At 44.4% G+C, this 15,097-nt stretch carries 11 protein-coding genes; 2 read left to right on the plus strand and 9 right to left on the minus strand.

The genetic code is table 11. The features are described from left to right. Positions 1 to 146: 146 nt before the first annotated feature. Positions 147 to 425 (plus strand): Rieske (2Fe-2S) protein, encoded by a 279-nt coding sequence (locus ACFPIK_RS14365; RefSeq protein ID WP_377916603.1) that lies wholly within the window; start codon positions 147 to 149, stop codon positions 423 to 425. Here ACFPIK_RS14365 and ACFPIK_RS14370 read toward each other — a convergent pair. Then, complete coding sequence (locus ACFPIK_RS14370; protein WP_377916469.1) at positions 422 to 760, minus strand: tRNA-binding protein; 339 nt, start codon at positions 758 to 760, stop codon at positions 422 to 424. The two genes, ACFPIK_RS14365 and ACFPIK_RS14370, sit on opposite strands and share 4 nt — an antisense overlap. 73 nt (positions 761 to 833) lie before the next feature. Here ACFPIK_RS14370 and ACFPIK_RS14375 point away from each other — a divergent pair, with 73 nt between their 5' ends. Continuing rightward, on the plus strand, positions 834 to 1,181 hold the full coding sequence (locus ACFPIK_RS14375) for a hypothetical protein (protein WP_377916471.1): 348 nt from the start codon (positions 834 to 836) through the stop codon (positions 1,179 to 1,181). Positions 1,182 to 1,238: 57 nt separating this feature from the next. Here the strand turns inward: ACFPIK_RS14375 and ACFPIK_RS14380 are convergent, their stop codons facing one another. From ACFPIK_RS14380 to ACFPIK_RS14415, 8 genes are all read right to left on the minus strand, one after another. Then, complete coding sequence (locus ACFPIK_RS14380) at positions 1,239 to 1,973, minus strand: 1-(5-phosphoribosyl)-5-[(5-phosphoribosylamino)methylideneamino]imidazole-4-carboxamide isomerase (protein ID WP_377916473.1); 735 nt, start codon at positions 1,971 to 1,973, stop codon at positions 1,239 to 1,241. Between the two features lie 144 nt (positions 1,974 to 2,117). Next, complete coding sequence (locus ACFPIK_RS14385; protein WP_377916475.1) at positions 2,118 to 3,122, minus strand: WD40/YVTN/BNR-like repeat-containing protein; 1,005 nt, start codon at positions 3,120 to 3,122, stop codon at positions 2,118 to 2,120. Beyond that, positions 3,119 to 4,033 carry a hydroxypyruvate isomerase family protein gene (locus ACFPIK_RS14390; protein WP_377916477.1) on the minus strand — a complete coding sequence of 305 codons (915 nt, stop codon included), beginning with the start codon at positions 4,031 to 4,033 and terminating at the stop codon, positions 3,119 to 3,121. The genes ACFPIK_RS14385 and ACFPIK_RS14390 overlap by 4 nt, the downstream gene beginning before the upstream one ends. A gap of 3 nt (positions 4,034 to 4,036) precedes the next feature. Then, the gene (locus ACFPIK_RS14395; RefSeq protein WP_377916479.1) at positions 4,037 to 5,350 is read right to left on the minus strand and encodes a Gfo/Idh/MocA family oxidoreductase; all 1,314 of its coding nucleotides are present in this window, start codon (positions 5,348 to 5,350) and stop codon (positions 4,037 to 4,039) included. Between the two features lie 19 nt (positions 5,351 to 5,369). After that, positions 5,370 to 6,326 (minus strand): formylglycine-generating enzyme family protein, encoded by a 957-nt coding sequence (locus ACFPIK_RS14400; RefSeq protein WP_377916481.1) that lies wholly within the window; start codon positions 6,324 to 6,326, stop codon positions 5,370 to 5,372. Between the two features lie 54 nt (positions 6,327 to 6,380). Further along, positions 6,381 to 9,725 carry a VCBS repeat-containing protein gene (locus tag ACFPIK_RS14405; protein WP_377916483.1) on the minus strand — a complete coding sequence of 1,115 codons (3,345 nt, stop codon included), beginning with the start codon at positions 9,723 to 9,725 and terminating at the stop codon, positions 6,381 to 6,383. Positions 9,726 to 9,781: 56 nt separating this feature from the next. Then, positions 9,782 to 11,635, minus strand: coding sequence for a RagB/SusD family nutrient uptake outer membrane protein (locus tag ACFPIK_RS14410; RefSeq protein WP_377916485.1), 1,854 nt, complete (start codon positions 11,633 to 11,635; stop codon positions 9,782 to 9,784). 11 nt (positions 11,636 to 11,646) lie between these two features. After that, the gene (locus ACFPIK_RS14415; protein WP_377916487.1) at positions 11,647 to 14,817 is read right to left on the minus strand and encodes a SusC/RagA family TonB-linked outer membrane protein; all 3,171 of its coding nucleotides are present in this window, start codon (positions 14,815 to 14,817) and stop codon (positions 11,647 to 11,649) included. Positions 14,818 to 15,097: the final 280 nt, after the last annotated feature.

Below are 15,097 nucleotides of genomic sequence, written 5' to 3' on the forward strand. Positions count from 1 at the left end.
AGGTTAAATTGATGGGAATAGCTGAAATTGAGAAACATTCGACAAAAAACCAACCCTTGGGTATTTTGTTGGCATTTTGATTCAATAAGTGGAATCCTCCCATGAAAGAATATCAGCTAGGAACGAACATGCAGGAAGTATACCAAATGGTCCCCGACAGGAGAATCAAAAAAGTAATTCTTGGCAAAAAATCGATAGGCATATTGAGAATAGGAGATGAGTTTTTTGCATTTGACTCTCAATGTCCCCACAGAGGAGCGGATCTTCTCCAGGCCAATATCAATGGGGCAGGTGAAATCATCTGTCCTTTGCATCAGTATAGGTTCGATTTGAAAAGTGGTCAGGTCCGTTCAGGATTTTGCGGAGAATTGCCTGTTTTTCAAGTCAAATTATCCGAAAATGGCCTTTTTGTTTGCCTCCCTTAGTGAAGCCTGGCACCATTGGGAGCAGGCAGATCCGAAGTGGCCAAAAAAATCCCTCCTTCACTGCTTGAAAAACCCGTAATCAATACTTCTGACATAAAATCGGCGATTTGCCTCGGCTGAAGATTACATACGCAAAGTACTTGCTTGCCCGGAAGATCGGAGAGCGAATAATGGACAGTCACTTGGGCAGAAGATTTTTTGACCCCCAAATCAGGGCCAAGATCCACCCAAATTTTATAGGCCGGCTTCTTTGCTTTTTCAAAAAGTTCAGCCCTCTGAATGGTACCAATTCGTAGTTCAATTTTGTTGAAATCTTCTAGGTCAATCGTTTGCATAGCCAGTTTTTTTCCTATTTTTAGGAACATTTTGTGAAAACCGAGGTTAAATTAACTCAACTTCCAACAAGTCATGTTGAAATTTTCAAGATTTCCATTGAACCAAGTCACCGTGCTGTGCGCAGCTATAGGGGGATTTGTGCTTTTCTCTTCAGAAGTAAAAGCACAGGAAGAGAATAGTCCAAGGGCGATCGAAAAACCATTGGTGGAAGAAAATACTACTAACCAAGACGTCACTTCACCAGTTTTCCCTCTGTTTAAATCAACCCAAAAACCTTCGTCAACTAGTGTTATTGGGCCAAAAAGAGATCTTCCGGCGGGTGGAATCTTTCAGGAAAAGGAATCCAAGAAAAATGATTCTCCCTCGACTCTTTCTTTCAATATTTTTCTCTACATCGTAGACAAATTCAAAGAAGATTAACCCCAAAACAACCTAACCATAAAAACAGAAAGGAGGCTTTAGGCCTCCTTTCTGTTTTTATCCATTTGCAATGAATTTTTCAAGGTCATTCAGGCTGATTTTGCCCTCATAAAACGCCCTGCCAAAAACCACTGCATGTAAACCCATATCGCGGAGCTTTCGGAAATCATCTATACCACGCACTCCTCCTGAGGCAGCAACATGGATATTGGGAAATCTTTCAAGCACTTCCTTGTACAATTCAAAATTAGGGCCTTCCATCACCCCATCCCGTGTCACATCCGAGCATTTGAGGTATTTCAAACCTCTATCGTAGAAAAATTCGATATGATCAAATAAGTCAATTTCAGTTTTTTTCAACCAGCCACGGATTTTGATCTTGTGATCGGAGGGATTGGTGTCTGCTGCTAGGTTGATTTTTTCTCGTCCGTAAGACAAAATAAACTGAGCGAATCGCTCAGGGAAATTGGCGGCTGCGGAAGCCACTGTGACTGTTTTGGCCCCAAATTCAAAACATTTGATTACATCACCGTCTGTGGAGATGCCACCTGTAAAGTCCAACTTTAAGTCAGTATAGCCAGCGATTGCCTCCAGGATATGATAATTTTTTGGCTCACCTCTGCGTGCACCATCAAGGTCTACCAAATGAAGTCTCTGGATCCCAATTCCCTCAAATGCTTGAGCTATTTCCAATGGATTGGAAGAAATGACTTCTTCTGTTGCAAAATCTCCACGCTTGAGCCGAACACATTTCCCGTTGATCACCCAAATTGAAGGAACGATTTCAAACATAGCGACTTGAGTTAGTTTAAAGGTTAAAGAGCAGGTTATATCCTTAAATATACGACTGCAGGCCTTTTTTAAAAGAAGTTTTGCCCGAATGATTTCAATTTTTTAACCAACTCACTTAAAAAACCACTCGAAAAGAGGAAGTATTCACTTGATGAATTTGCCTATCCTTCCTTGCGAACCGGATGCCCAAAGGTGTTTTTTGTCAGGACTTGACTTAACCGCATGGAAACCCACATTAGAAAAATTAACCCACCTTATTCCTTCTTCTAAAGAATAATCCCAACCATCCGGTCCTACTGCCACTAGCAGGTTAGGCTTTCTTAAAGATGCGATTCCAGAGCGGTAACCACTGGTAGACTGTGAAGGAATGGAAAAAACACCATGTGATCGAAGGACTAAATTTCCTTGGACGACTTTTGGTTTAAGGTAATCTCCCCCTACCAATATGAGATGTTCACCTTGCTCCGTTATGGCAAAAACACCCTGAGAAGACTCTCCTTGAGCGATCTGTGAAATAGGTTCCTTGGTCCATTGAGCCTTGGAAAAAGAATAGAAATGCAAATTGGAAATACTGCCCCCAGTCGCAAACATCAGTTGATCCTTTTTTGCAATCATGGAAGATGAACTCGCCGCAAATGCAGCCTCACCTGCTTCGGATTTAGGTAAGTTGGTCAAGGATTGCCAGGACTTCCCTCCATCCACAGTTTCAAGAATCATCCAATTGCCTCCTACCGGATCTCCAAGCGCGTAGCCTTTTCTCTTATCACTAAACGCGATGGCATCAAAAAATGCCTCTTTCCCTTCCTCATGCACTTTGACCCAAGATCGACCCCCATCCTCAGTCCGATAAATCACCGCCGGCTGCCCAGCCGAAGCGGCCACGGCGGTGTTGCCATCAAATGCATGAATGGATCTAAAATCCACGGTATCCAATCCAGCAATCACCCCATGATCCCAAGTATTTCCACCATCAAGAGTTCTCAACCAAGTTCCACCCGATCCACTGGCCCAAACCACTAGGTCTGAAACGGGTGAAAGCCCCCTTAAGGAGGCTTTCACCGGTGTTTGAATTTCTTGCCAGGAATAGTTTTGAGCAGAGGCTGAATTGATACCAGCCCAAAAACCAATCAAGAAAATCCATTTGATCATACGATATCCACTTTACGGTAGGCTTGGATCAATGCCAGTTCGCCTTCCTTGCCCGGCAACGCATTGCCATGCTCCATCCCCATCACTCCGGTAAATCCTTTGTTGTGGATGTATTTGAAGACATTGGAATAATTGATCTCGCCTGTTCCGGGTTCTTTTCTGCCGGGATTATCACCAATTTGGATGTAGGCAATTTCACTCCAAGTTTTCTCCATGGTTGCGATCAGATTACCTTCATTTCGCTGCATGTGGTAAATGTCATAGAGAATCTTGCAGGAAGGGCTGCCTACAGCTTTGCAGATCATGTACGTCTGATCTGCATGACGGAGGAAAAGATCCGGATTGTCACTAAGCGGCTCAAGTACCATGGTCAAACCATGGGGCTCAAATATCTCTGCTCCACGCTTTAATGCTTCGATTACATTTCCCGTCTGCACTCCCATTGGGAGATTGCGCTCAAAGTATCCCGGAACCACGGTCATCCATTTTGCTCCCACACGCTTGGCAACTTCCACGGATTCTCGACAGGTTTTGAGAAATACATCCAGAAATTCTTGTTTTCCAGTGGTCAGCGATACTTTCCAGTTGTCTCCTCCATCGATCACAAAGACTCCCATTCGCATTCCGAGATCGTTCAGCGTCTTTCCAATCAATTCCTGATCTGCAACAGAACGCTTCAGCATACCATTGTCTTCCAGAGACCGGAAACCCTGATCCGCCATATATTTCAGCTCATCGACCAATCCACCCGGAGCATGATTTTTAAACATTCCAAAATGAGGCGCAAAGTCCATTTTGAAAGTTGGCGCAGGGGCGTTTTCCTTGGAAAATGCCGGCAAACTCATCGCTCCTGTCGCGCTCACCAGAGCGCCTCCAAGACCAATTCTTTTGATAAAACCTCTTCTCTCCATGGATTAGATTACTTTGGTTTTACCAGGAACTGCATGTGGATAGAAGCCGTCAGCATTTGGGAGTAGCTTTGGCATAGCATCCCAAGCGAGTTTTTCAGGGAACAAATCTACAGTCCCGTTGAGTGCTTCATCCCAAGTGACAACCTTACCGGAATACGTAGCATAACGTCCCATGATCGCGGTTAGCGTGGACTTAGCTGCATTTTCAGCATCTGCAAATTTGTATTCACCTTTGACGATAGCGGCCCAAAGCTCGTCATGCTCGACTTGATAGGGGTTTGGATTGTTATCTCGATTGTGCGTGTAGATAGCATTTCCTTTCCAGTCAGTCATCACTCCGTGATTTCCTGCGCTTAGGAATACCTTTCCTTTTGTTCCTTGGAAAGTCTCATCCACACGGTTGGCTGCACCAGGGAAGTGACGGCACTCGGAGTGAATCACGGATCCATCGGCGTAAGTCAGTGTCAACACATGGTGATCAAAAATCTCCCCATGGTCTTTTCCTGTACGGATCTGACGTCCACCTGTCCCTTCTGCTTTTACCGGGTAGCCATTTTTGGCCCAGTTGGCAATGTCAATATTATGGACGTGCTGCTCCACGATATGGTCTCCACACAGCCAGTTGAAGTAATACCAGTTTCTCATTTGGTACTCCATCTCGGTCTGTCCGGGCTTTCGCTCGCGCACCCAAACACCCCCGTCATTCCAGTACACCTGACCACCCACGATATCTCCTAAAGCTCCATCGTGAATTCGCTTCATAACTTCTCGGTAGTTATGCTGATAGTGTCGCTGTAGGCCGACTACGACGTTTAGTTTTTTAGCTTTGGCTACCTCGGCAGCGGCCAACACTTTTCGAATACCGGCGGCATCTGTAGCCATGGGCTTTTCTGCGAAAATCTGCTTGCCTTGATTGACCGCTTCTTCAAAATGGGAAGGACGGAAACCCGGAGGTGCTGCCAAGATAACTACATCTGCCTCAGCCATTGCTTTCTTGTATCCGTCAAACCCTACAAAGCGTTTTTCCACAGGAACATCAACTTTGTCTTTTCCATACTTGTCAAAAATGGCTTTGTAACTGGAGTCGAGTCTATCCTGAAATGCATCTGCCATCGCGACTAACTTGATCGGATGGCCTGTCTCAAAGGCTTGGAACACTGCTCCTGTACCTCGACCACCGCAGCCAATGACCGCTAGTTTGATCTGATTGTCCGGTGCCGCATGAGCTCCCGGAACCAAAAATGAAGGTGCCAGCATGCCACCGGTCACCAATGCAGAGGTCTTGAGAAAGTCTCTGCGTGAATTTTGATTGTTCATAGTATGGTTATTTTGGTTTTTAATAATCTGCAATAGGTTCCTGAGTGTAATAAGCCATAATCTGCTCAGGAGAGGGGGGATTCAGTGGTCTTACCAGACGAAGGCCGATAAATGGCGCCTCAGGAAACCACCACTGACTCTTAGGAATCTGTGGGTCAATCCGCTTCCAAGAGGGGTCAGAAACTCCCCGGAAAGCTGATCCGATCTCTGAATCAGAAGTTTTGAAACTACCGCCTCTTACAACATGAGGATAAAGTTTACCAGCAGGATTATAAGGATTGTCCTTGCCTGACCTGCTGTAGAAATCCTTTTCATACAAATCGATCGTCCATTCCTGCACATTGCCATAGATATCATAAAGCCCCCAAGGATTCGGCTTCTTTTTACCTACCTCATGAGTTGCTCCGCCACTATTTGTAGCTGTCCAAGCATATTCGACGAGTTTGGATTCTTCTTTTCCGAAGAAAAAGCGATCCGTAGATCCAGCCCGAGCAGCATGTTCCCATTCAGCTTCCGTCGGCAATCGGTAGAAAATTCCTGTTTTCAAATACAACCAATAGCAATACTGAATCGCCCCATATTGGGTCATTCCCACGGCAGGCTTACCTTCTTTACCCATCCCAAAGGTCATGTCGAGGTAGGGCAAACTCGGGCGTGTCAACCCATCCACTCGTTCCTCTACTCCACCCTCTGTCATGGTCTGCTCGTAATGCTTATCCAAAAACAGCTCAAATGCATCCCATGTTACCTCATGTGTTCCCATCCAAAAGGCATCCACTTTGACTTCGTGGGCAGGATTTTGATCTGGAAATTGGGGATCACTGGAGCCCATCTTAAAAGTCCCTGCAGGAATCGGAGTCATGTCAAAGAACACTGGAGTTCCGGGAATTTTCTGGGTATAGGCCTCAAAAACAGCCGACTCGTTGAGCTGGAAGCTCATCAAGATCAAGCCTGAGGCAATGAATAATTTTTTCATAGGTTGCTGGGGGGCATGAATGATTGAAAATAAGCCTTTTCTGTTTTTTTTAAATTAGTCTTTTGATGAAAGGTTGCGAAATAGATGAACCGCCTGCCCGTTTTGCTTTACCAAAAGAAAACCCTGAGAAAATTCAATGGCTCGAACCTCGCCACGAAGTGAGACTCCTGATTGCTGTGCTGTAATCGGAGTGAAATTTCCTTTTCCATCTCCCAAAAACACTTGAAGATGGTTAGCTGTATACCTGCCAAATTTCAATTTGGCATCGAGCAAATTACCTCCCAGGATCATATCCAGGTGACCATCTGCATTGAAGTCGCCTTTCTCCGCAGCAAACACAGGGGCAAACTGTGCTTGAATGGGAAGCGGCTTTGAAATGAATTTACCATCCGCATTCAGGACAAAATAGGAGGTTTCCAATCGATTGATGAAAATGGAGGAAGCATCCTTTCGTTCCTCAACCGTTAACAGATTATCCATTTTCACTTCGGAAAAACTCTTGAAGTCGAGGTATCTTTTCTTGAGAAAATTCACCTGACCCAAAATCTCATCTCTACTTGGAGAAGGGTATTTTTCTCCTTTGATGTAATATCCCAAAATGGCATCTGTGGAGCCATTGGCATCAAAATCTTTGTAGAGTAATTCCATCGGCTGGGTGTCGCTGGCAAAAAGTTGGGAGTTTTTCCCATGATTACCTACCAAAAGTTCCAGCTTGCCATCCTGATCCCAATCACCCAGGAGCAGATCAGACCAAAGTCCCACCTGTGGCAAAGCGAAAAAGTCGGACGTGGAATTTTCCCAAGTTTTATTCTTTTTGGAAAATACAGTTATCGGCATGGCATCCCCGACGAATACCAATTCATTCACCCCATCCGAATTGAAATCTGCCATAGCCGCACCGGTGATCATTCCCAGCTTAGCCAAGGTCGGTGCAACAGACTGCGTTTGGTCGGTGAATTTCCCTTTTCCATCCCCAATCCAAATCCGAGCTCCAGGCGATGTCGGGTATTGACCGGGATTGACCCGAGCTCCCACAAGCAAATCCAGAATTCCATCACCATTCAGATCTTCGGCTAAAGCCGCACCTGTGGGGAAATTTTCTTTAGGAAGCGCATCAGGCGATTTACTGAATTTACCTTTCCCGTCATTGAGGTATAGTCGGTCGCTTAATGCATCATCACCAAGGCTAAATTGGTAAACTCCCCCACTTGCTACATATAAGTCTTTGAATCCATCCCCATTGGCATCAAAAGCGATGGCAACCACATCCTCGGAAGCTCTTTCTCCCATGAAACCAGTCGAATCTACCCTGCCAAGCTTTCCATTTCCCAAGCCAAAAATCATTTTCCCACTCAAACCGGCATCTCCACCCACAAACATATCTGTCTCTCCATCGCCATTGAAATCCTCTAGAACCATGGCCTTGCCATTTCCTGAGATCCCAAAGCTCATCAAGGGCTGCCTTTTGAAATCATTCACTTCTTGGCCTTTGGAAAGAGGCACTTTTGAAACAGAAGCAAACAATCCCTTCTCAGGCGAGAGATTGTTGACTTTTTCATTTTTGGCTTCACTTTGAGTTAGTTCTAGGGTTTGATTCGCCTCGACTTTAGCCAACTTGGTGATCTTACCTCCAGGCCAGCTAACCTGGATGGAGTCAACAGTAGTCAGGGTACCCATTCCAAAAGTCAAGTAAGGCGCCACGGATGATTGATATCCTCTAAACGGACTCAGTTCTTGGTATTGAATTCCCTGAGGCGTAAAGAGGGTAACTTTTGCTCCAAGTCCAAGTGAATTCTGATCTTCTCCCTTGAGTTTGATTTTCAAATAATTTCCCTTTTGCTGCTGAATGGACAAGTTTTCATAGACTATTGCGGGAGCATTCAGATTGTTGAGGATGAGATCCATGTCTCCGTCATTGTCCAAATCGGCATAGGCAGCCCCATTGGTGTTTGCATGTTGAGGAAGGCCCCAAGAGTCGGAGACATTCTCGAACGTGAGGTCCTGACGGTTTCGGAAGGTGTAATTCTTTAGATTAGAAGAAGTCATGGATTTGACTAGAGTCAAAAGATCCTCGCGTCTGAGTTGTCCCCCTTTGGTCTGCACATAGTTATCCATGTATTTCAAAAAATCCTGATTGTTGTAATCCCTCAGGTAGCCATTGGTGATGAAAAGGTCCTTCCATCCGTCCAAGTCCAAGTCTGTAAAGAGTGCTGACCAGCTCCAATCTGTATTGGAAATACCCGAAAGCTGTCCAATCTCATGAAAGGTGCCATCTCCCGCATTGAGATGGAGCATATTCCGCATGTATTGGTAATAAAATCCCCGATCGACATTGAATTGAAACGCTTCAAAATTATCCGGAGAAAGCAGAAGCTTTTGACGTTGATTATCCTCTGGCAGCATGTCCAGCGTAAAGATGTCCACGAGACCGTCATTATTGATATCCGCGATGTCATTTCCCATGGAAAAATGGGAAACCTGATCCAGCATATTCTGGATTTCATCTTTGAATGTGCCGTTTTTCTGATTGATATACAGGTAATCCGGCATGGTGTAATCGTTGCCGATATAGATATCCGGCCAGCCGTCCTGATTGATATCGGAGACATTGACTCCCAATCCATAGGAAAGACTAGATGAGGAAATCCCAGCCTTTTCAGTCACTTCTGTAAACTTTCCATTTCGGTTTTCAAAAAGCTGAGAACCGGCTTCGTGCTTTTCCTTCAGGAGATTTTTGGTCAACCTCACATCCATATTTTGGATGGATTTGATGTTGTGATTGAGGAGAAATAAATCCAAATCTCCATCTAAGTCATAGTCAAAAAATGCAGCTGAAGTGGACGTGTTTTCCGAAGCTATCCCATATTCCTCAGCCATTTCTTTGAATTGTGGGATGCCTTGGGCATTGACTCCCTGATTGACAAAAAGCTCATTTTTACGCTTTTCAGGCATCAACGCACCTGAATGACACTGGTAAATATCCAACAAGCCATCCCCGTTGATATCAACCATGACGACACCTGTTTTCCATGGGCCCGGCCTACCTTCTGTACCGGATTCGGAAGTAATGTCTTTGAATTTTAGGTTTCCTTGGTTGAGGTAAAGTTGATTTTGCCCCACATTGGAAGAAAAATAAAGGTCATCAAGCCCATCTCCATTTATGTCGCCAACTGCGACACCACCACCATTGTATAGGTACTCATACATGAGGACGTTGAGGTTGAGATTTTCCTCAAGTGGATTGACAAAATTGATCCCTGTCTGCTCCGAGGGAAGGAGCTTAAACAAAGGATTGGAAGGTGCTGCTTGAGAAGTCGAATCTGTTTCTACTGATTGGTTACAGGAAAAAAATAGCGCAATCGAACTGAGTAAAAAAAGAGGTAATCGTAACTGCTTCATAGGAAATAAGTCTGGGCTATCCCAAATGGAATAGCCCAGACAAGATAATCAGGAATTTAGAATCCAGGGTTCTGAACCAACTCGCTATTTCGGTTCATTTCATCACGATGGATTGGCAAATAGTACATTTTGTCCAACCACTTTCTGTTTTCCTTACCCGGATCCATATCGATAACTTTGTAGACGTAATCGAAAATTTCAGGATCGTATTTGTAAACTCCAAGCGTCTTACCAGGTTTGAGTGTGCCTCTGATACTGATACCGTTTGCTTGTCTGCTAAAGGCTTGAGGAGCAATCATCCATCTTCTAACGTCGTGGTAACGCTGCTCTTCGTAAGCCATCTCGATTCTTCGCTCATTTCTGTAACGCTGTCTCAAAGCATCACCGGTTTCTGTTACAGCCGGTTGGCCTACTCGGAATCGGATTTGATTCAACCACTTTCTGGCTTCTTCTTCCTGACCCAATTCGATACTAGCTTCAACGTAATTAAGTACAGCTTCTGTGTATCTGAGTACTGGCCAAGGAACTTGCTGCCAAGTATTTTGGTCTACGATTGCTGGATTGGCATCCACGAATTTACGGAAGTAATAACCAGTATAGCTACCATTCCAGTCTTCGATAGGGCTGTTACGAGTATCCAAACCGAAGTGAGTCACTTTTGCACCTGCTGCATTAGTCACTTCGTAAGTACCTGTCTGGATTTGTCCTAGTGGATCTCTTACTTGGTTAGCAGAAGATCTTGGCTTCCACTGAGCACCATCATAAAGTACTGAAGCATAGAATCTAGCATCACGGTTTTTGTAAGGTGCTGCAGCTTGGTCAGGATTGCTCCAAGAAAACTTGGTACCATCCATCATTTCGTAGTCATCGATCAAAAGCTGAACAGGAGTATTTCCCGCCCAGTTATTGTATCCGTTAGGACCATTGAACAAGCCCTGACGACCACCGTTCTCATTTTTGAGGTTGATGAAATATCTACCCAAAATGATTTCAGCTTCGCCACCGCTTCTAGCCATGGAGTTGTTGATGTAATTCTGGATACCTTCTGCATGGGAAACAGGAGCAGAAAGACCCATTTTGTTACCTGTCGTCGCATCCAAAACTGCCTTAGCAGCGGCTTGTGCTTTTTGCCATCTTTCTGCGCGGCTTCCAGAAGGATACGCCAAGTACTCGATTTTGGCATAACCAGCTAGATCTGCTGACTTAGCTTTAGCAGTCGGTCCATCATGAAGGTCACTGGCAGCATAGAGCAATACTCGTGACTTAAGGGCCAAAGATGCAATTTGAGTAGCTCTTCCATTAATTCTAGACTTACCGGTGAGGAGTGTGGCTGCTTCATCCAAATCCTTTACGATAAAATTCACGCATTCTTCAAAGGTATTTCTTGGAGCTTTGAAAGTCTCAGAATCTAGGGTATAAGGCTTGTCAATAATCGGGAAGCCACCATAGTATCTCAATAACTGATGCGAATAGTACGCTCTTAGGAATTTAGCCTCTCCGATCAATCTATCTGTATTGGCTCCCTTTGGAAAGTTAGTATCGCTCATTTTTGCGATAGCTACGTTAGCCGCACGGATACGAGAATACATTTGGTTCCAAGCTAATGTACCATTTACCCATCCGATATCAGCTGAGTTGGATCTAGCCTCAGTAATGGTAGTTATACCACGACCCGGGTGAGTGAAAATAGCTTCATCCGTCAAGGAAGCAAGCATTTGCTCATCAAAACCACCATTGCCGAAACCTTGGTAAATACCCACTACGAAAGCTTCCGCTAAAGCAGGATCCGCCCAAACGGCATTTTCAGATACTTGGCCCAGTGGGCGTGTATTTAGGAAATCATCATTACAAGCTGTAAACGCAAAGCTTGTAGCAAGAAGTAAAGCGACGATCTTATTTAATCTTTTCATGATTGTCTAGGTTAGAAAGTGACATTTAGACCAGTGCTGATAATTCTAGCTTGAGGATAGTACTGCCCTGTAGAGCTAGCTGTCTCAGGGTCATAAACCCCCAATTTATCCCAAGTAAACAGATTGAGTCCGTTTACATAGACACGTAGGTTTCTCACACCTGCTTTTTCGGCGATAAATGAAGGCAGATTGTAACCCAACTCCAGGTTCTTCAGACGGACATAATCGGTGCTTCTAAACCAATAGGTGTTACCGCTGGAGAAATATTGATCATTTCTGTTGGCAATCCTTGGATGAACGCTGCTTGGATTGTCGATCGTCCATCTGTTTTCATAGATGTCCAACAGGAAGTTACCAATGTTACCGGATTCACCTGCACTCACATATTGTCTTGCACCTGCCGCACCTTGGAAAAGGACAGACAGATCAAAGTTTTTGAAAGAAGCATTTAAGGTCACCCCACCTTGGAATCTTGGAATATCGTTGTCATCCATACGGATTCGGTCATCAGGATTAATTTTTCCATCACCGTTCACATCCTTATACTTCATGTCACCAGGACGAAGGTTGTTAGTGATTGACTTGTAGTCCAACGGATTGGAATTGATTTCTTCCTGGGTAGCAAATACACCATCATACTGATAGACCAAGAACGTGTTCATTGGCTTGCCAGTAGAACGCTGCCATTCCGGAGCTCCCGGAGCTTCGTCCCAGAAGAGGATTTTGTTCTTTGCATAACCGCCATTAACACCTACTGAATACGTAAAGTCGCCTACATTTCCTCTGTAGCCTACACTGAAATCATACCCTTTGTTCTCTACTTCACCAATGTTTTCGGCTGGAAGGATCAAACCTGTACTTTGAGGTACAGAGGCATTTTTCTGCCAAAGGATATTTGTACGCTTGTTGTAGAAAACGTCAAACTCGAAGAAAATTTTGCCATCCATGAATTGACCCTCAAAACCCAAGTTGGAGTTGTTAGCCACTTCCCAAGTGATTCGAGTATTTGGAACTCTGTTTTCCAATAGGGTTTTTACCTCCGTATTGTTAGCGATGTAAGAGCTGAAGCCGTAAGTGGATAGGAATTGGTATTCCTGAAGAGCACCTCCGAAGAAGATCTGGTCGTTACCCAACTGTCCCCAAGAACCTCTGATTTTGAAGAAGTCCATGGTTTTTCCAATTGAATTTTTCCAGAAACCTTCGTCAGAGACTACCCAGCCCAACATGACGCCAGGGAAGAAGCCGTAACGAGTAGCCTCTGGGAAGATGTATGAACCATCATATCTCCAAAGGAATTCCGCTAGATATTTCTCCTTGTAGTTGTAAGAGGCACGACCGAAGTAATTGAGACGAGCTCTTTCAAAGGCACCACCGCCGTTGTTTTTCTCCAAGTCACCACCGGCAAACATTTGATCAATGGCTGTGGAGATAAAGTATCTTCTGAATGCATTGAAGTTGTTGCCTGACACAGTTTCCTTGTTAAAACCAGCCAAAACATTGATCGTGTGCTTATTGTCGATCACCTTGTCATAAGAGGCCACGGTACCCAAAAGGATATTCAGCGTGTTGCTATTAGCCTCTGTCAATCTTGGATCGGCTGGACCTCTCACAGTTGCTACCAACTTTGGAGTCACGCCATCCGCTTCAAAGCCTGAGCCTTTCTGATAAAGAACCCATGGAGTTTCCCAACGCTTATTAAACTGCATAGTCTTATCAATAGCACCTGTACCTGTGATTTTTAGGCCTTCGATACCTGGTACTTTGATTTCGATTGTTCCGTTGGTCTGGAAGTAATCTCTTGTATCACGGTCATAGCCAGTAGCATTTGTCGTGATTACTACCGGGTTCTCACCGTTTTCGATATCAGGTCCTGGTAGACCATTAGGCCAGAAAGCCGGCTGATTTGGTTTACCTCTCATTTGCATTCTGAAGATGGCACCTGCACCTCTTGTGGGGAAGAATCGAGATTCTTCACGACCTAAAATACCCAAACCAACTTTCACGTACTTGTTAACAGTTGCGTCAAGGTTCATACGGATGTCATACTGCTTAAATCCTGTTGCAGACTGCTTGTAGTAACCATCCTGATCCTGATAGCCAATTGACGTCATGTATTTCACATTGTCATTACCACCAACCAACTGTGCATTGACTCTGGTCTGTGGAGACCATGTCTTCAAAGTTGACTTATACCAATCGGTGTTAGGATAGTTCCATGGATCTGAACCGTTTCTGTAAAGCTCCAATTCATTAGGCAAATAAGGAGCCTTACGAACCACACCATTTGGTCTTGTGAAAGTTCCTGCTGTTTTGTAAGCTTGATTTGCAGCAGCCCACTCTCCTACAGGAAGTGCATAAATGTCGAGATCATTTAACATCTCTGCATACTGGGCAGCATTTGCTAGGTCAGGAATAACCGTAGGCTGAGCAGCACCTTGATTGACTTGGAAAGTAAATTCTGGCTTACCGCTTTTTCCTCTTTTGGTGGTGACAAGGATAACCCCGTTGGCAGCTCGTGAACCGTAGATGGCTGCGGATGCATCTTTCAATACGGAGATACTTTCGATGTCATTTGGATTCAATCGGTCAATACCACCCGCTCGTGCAGGAATACCATCGATTACGATCAAGGCATCGTTGTTACCTAAGGTATTGGAGCCACGGATTCGAATACTTGAGCCATCGTATCCTGGTTCACCGCTTCTGTTTACTGCAACTACACCAGGCATACGACCTGCAATGGAGTTGGAAAGGTTCATTGCTGGGGACTTGGCAAGCTCACCCCCCTTTACAGAGGCTACCGAACCCGTAATTGTTTCCTTCTTTTGCTCACCATAACCTACCACGATCACCTCCTGAAGGGACTTGGTATCTGGTTTTAAGGTGATGGAAAGATTGCTTTGCGATCCCACCGGTACTTCTTGGGAAACAAATCCAATGAAGGAGAATACCAGAACAGCAGCATCTGAAGGAACTGAAATTCTGAAGTTACCATCTACATCGGTAACTGTACCCGTGGTTGTGCCTTTTACTAAAATGGACACACCAGGGAGAGGGAAGTTATCTTCCCCCGATAGCACTACACCAGATACCTGTCGGGACTGGGCCATCACCGCACCTAAACACAATAGGTACGTAAAAAGAGTCAGGGCAAATAGCCTGACTGCGGTACTAAACTTCATAGGCAGTTTGGGTTAATTTTAACTAATCCCAATTTCGAATCTTACCAAGATTTTAGCCCAACTGTTTTTTGTCCAAAACTGACTGTTTTACAGCGTTTATATAAATGGAAAGTAAAATTTATAGGTAAAACAAAGAATGTTTAAGAATCAACCCTCTTTTATTCAACAAAAAATTAAATTTTTGAAACAAACTTTTGCTAGTTAATTATTCCGAATAATTATTATTCGGGAGTATTTACTAAGGTTGAAATTTTCTATTTAAAAAGAATCTGAAATTGAT

The organism is Algoriphagus aquatilis (genome assembly GCF_042657405.1).
In the GTDB taxonomy this organism is placed as follows: domain Bacteria; phylum Bacteroidota; class Bacteroidia; order Cytophagales; family Cyclobacteriaceae; genus Algoriphagus; species Algoriphagus aquatilis.

Bases quoted from the DNA above. Each gene is read 5' to 3' on its own strand.
- ACFPIK_RS14365 (WP_377916603.1), top strand. From the start codon at position 147: ATGGTCCCCGACAGGAGAATCAAAAAAGTAATTCTTGGCAAAAAATCG.
- ACFPIK_RS14370 (WP_377916469.1), bottom strand. From the start codon at position 760: ATGCAAACGATTGACCTAGAAGATTTCAACAAAATTGAACTACGAATT.
- ACFPIK_RS14375 (WP_377916471.1), top strand. From the start codon at position 834: ATGTTGAAATTTTCAAGATTTCCATTGAACCAAGTCACCGTGCTGTGC.
- ACFPIK_RS14380 (WP_377916473.1), bottom strand. From the start codon at position 1,973: ATGTTTGAAATCGTTCCTTCAATTTGGGTGATCAACGGGAAATGTGTT.
- ACFPIK_RS14385 (WP_377916475.1), bottom strand. From the start codon at position 3,122: ATGATCAAATGGATTTTCTTGATTGGTTTTTGGGCTGGTATCAATTCA.
- ACFPIK_RS14390 (WP_377916477.1), bottom strand. From the start codon at position 4,033: ATGGAGAGAAGAGGTTTTATCAAAAGAATTGGTCTTGGAGGCGCTCTG.
- ACFPIK_RS14395 (WP_377916479.1), bottom strand. From the start codon at position 5,350: ATGAACAATCAAAATTCACGCAGAGACTTTCTCAAGACCTCTGCATTG.
- ACFPIK_RS14400 (WP_377916481.1), bottom strand. From the start codon at position 6,326: ATGAAAAAATTATTCATTGCCTCAGGCTTGATCTTGATGAGCTTCCAG.
- ACFPIK_RS14405 (WP_377916483.1), bottom strand. From the start codon at position 9,725: ATGAAGCAGTTACGATTACCTCTTTTTTTACTCAGTTCGATTGCGCTA.
- ACFPIK_RS14410 (WP_377916485.1), bottom strand. From the start codon at position 11,635: ATGAAAAGATTAAATAAGATCGTCGCTTTACTTCTTGCTACAAGCTTT.
- ACFPIK_RS14415 (WP_377916487.1), bottom strand. From the start codon at position 14,817: ATGAAGTTTAGTACCGCAGTCAGGCTATTTGCCCTGACTCTTTTTACG.